The organism is Terrisporobacter mayombei (assembly GCF_020748465.1).
GTDB classification, from domain to species: Bacteria; Bacillota; Clostridia; order Peptostreptococcales; family Peptostreptococcaceae; genus Terrisporobacter; species Terrisporobacter mayombei.
The window spans coordinates 1-996 of sequence record NZ_JAHZMP010000028.1 but is presented as its reverse complement, the minus strand read 5'-3'; the positions used below and the strand labels follow the sequence as shown (position 1 = coordinate 996).

Annotated in this window: 1 rRNA gene; it reads right to left on the bottom strand. The window is 48.5% G+C overall.

The annotated features are described in order from the left end of the window. Positions 1–996 (bottom strand): 23S ribosomal RNA (locus K0039_RS20050); the annotation flags it as partial.

Genomic DNA, 996 nt, shown 5'->3' with positions numbered 1-996 from the left:
ATCACTCGACCAGTGAGCTATTACGCACTCTTTAAATGAGTGGCTGCTTCTAAGCCAACATCCTGGTTGTCTGTGCAATCCCACATCCTTTACCACTTAACGTACATTTAGGGACCTTAGCTGACGATCTGGGCTGTTGCCCTTTTGACTATGAATCTTATCACCCACAGTCTGACTCCCAAGCATAAGAATACGGTATTCGGAGTTTGATAGTCTTCGGTAAGTGCAATACCCCCTAGGACATTCAGTGCTCTACCCCCGTTTCTCTAAATCTTGAGGCTAGCCCTAAAGCTATTTCGGAGAGAACCAGCTATCTCCGGGCTCGATTGGAATTTCACCGCTATCCACAGGTCATCCCCGAGCTTTTCAACGCTCGTGGGTTCGGTCCTCCACGAAATTTTACTTTCGCTTCAACCTGCCCATGGATAGGTCGCCCGGTTTCGGGTCTACGTCAACTAACTAAGCGCCCAGTTAAGACTCGCTTTCGCTGCGGCTCCACACCTTAAGTGCTTAACCTTGCTAGGTAACGTAACTCGTTGGCCCGTTCTACAAAAAGTACGCAGTCACACAAGTAATGTGCTCCTACAGCTTGTAAGTGTAGGGTTTCAGGTTCTATTTCACTCCCCTCCCGGGGTTCTTTTCACCTTTCCCTCACGGTACTATACGCTATCGGTCACTAGGTAGTATTTAGGCTTGGAGGATGGTCCCTCCTGCTTCCCACAGGGTTTCACGTGTCCCGTGGTACTCTGGATCATATCTGAAGTCTTCTTGTTTTGACTACGTGGCTTTTACACTTTATAGCGGAGCTTTCCAACTCTCTTCGTCTACAATAGCCTCTTCGTTATGATATGTCCGCAACCCCAGTGAAGAAAACTTCACTGGTTTGGCCTGTTCCGCGTTCGCTCGCCGCTACTTACGGAATCGAATTTCTTTCTCTTCCTCCGGGTACTTAGATGTTTCAGTTCCCCGGGTTCCCCTGGCATGACTATGTATTCA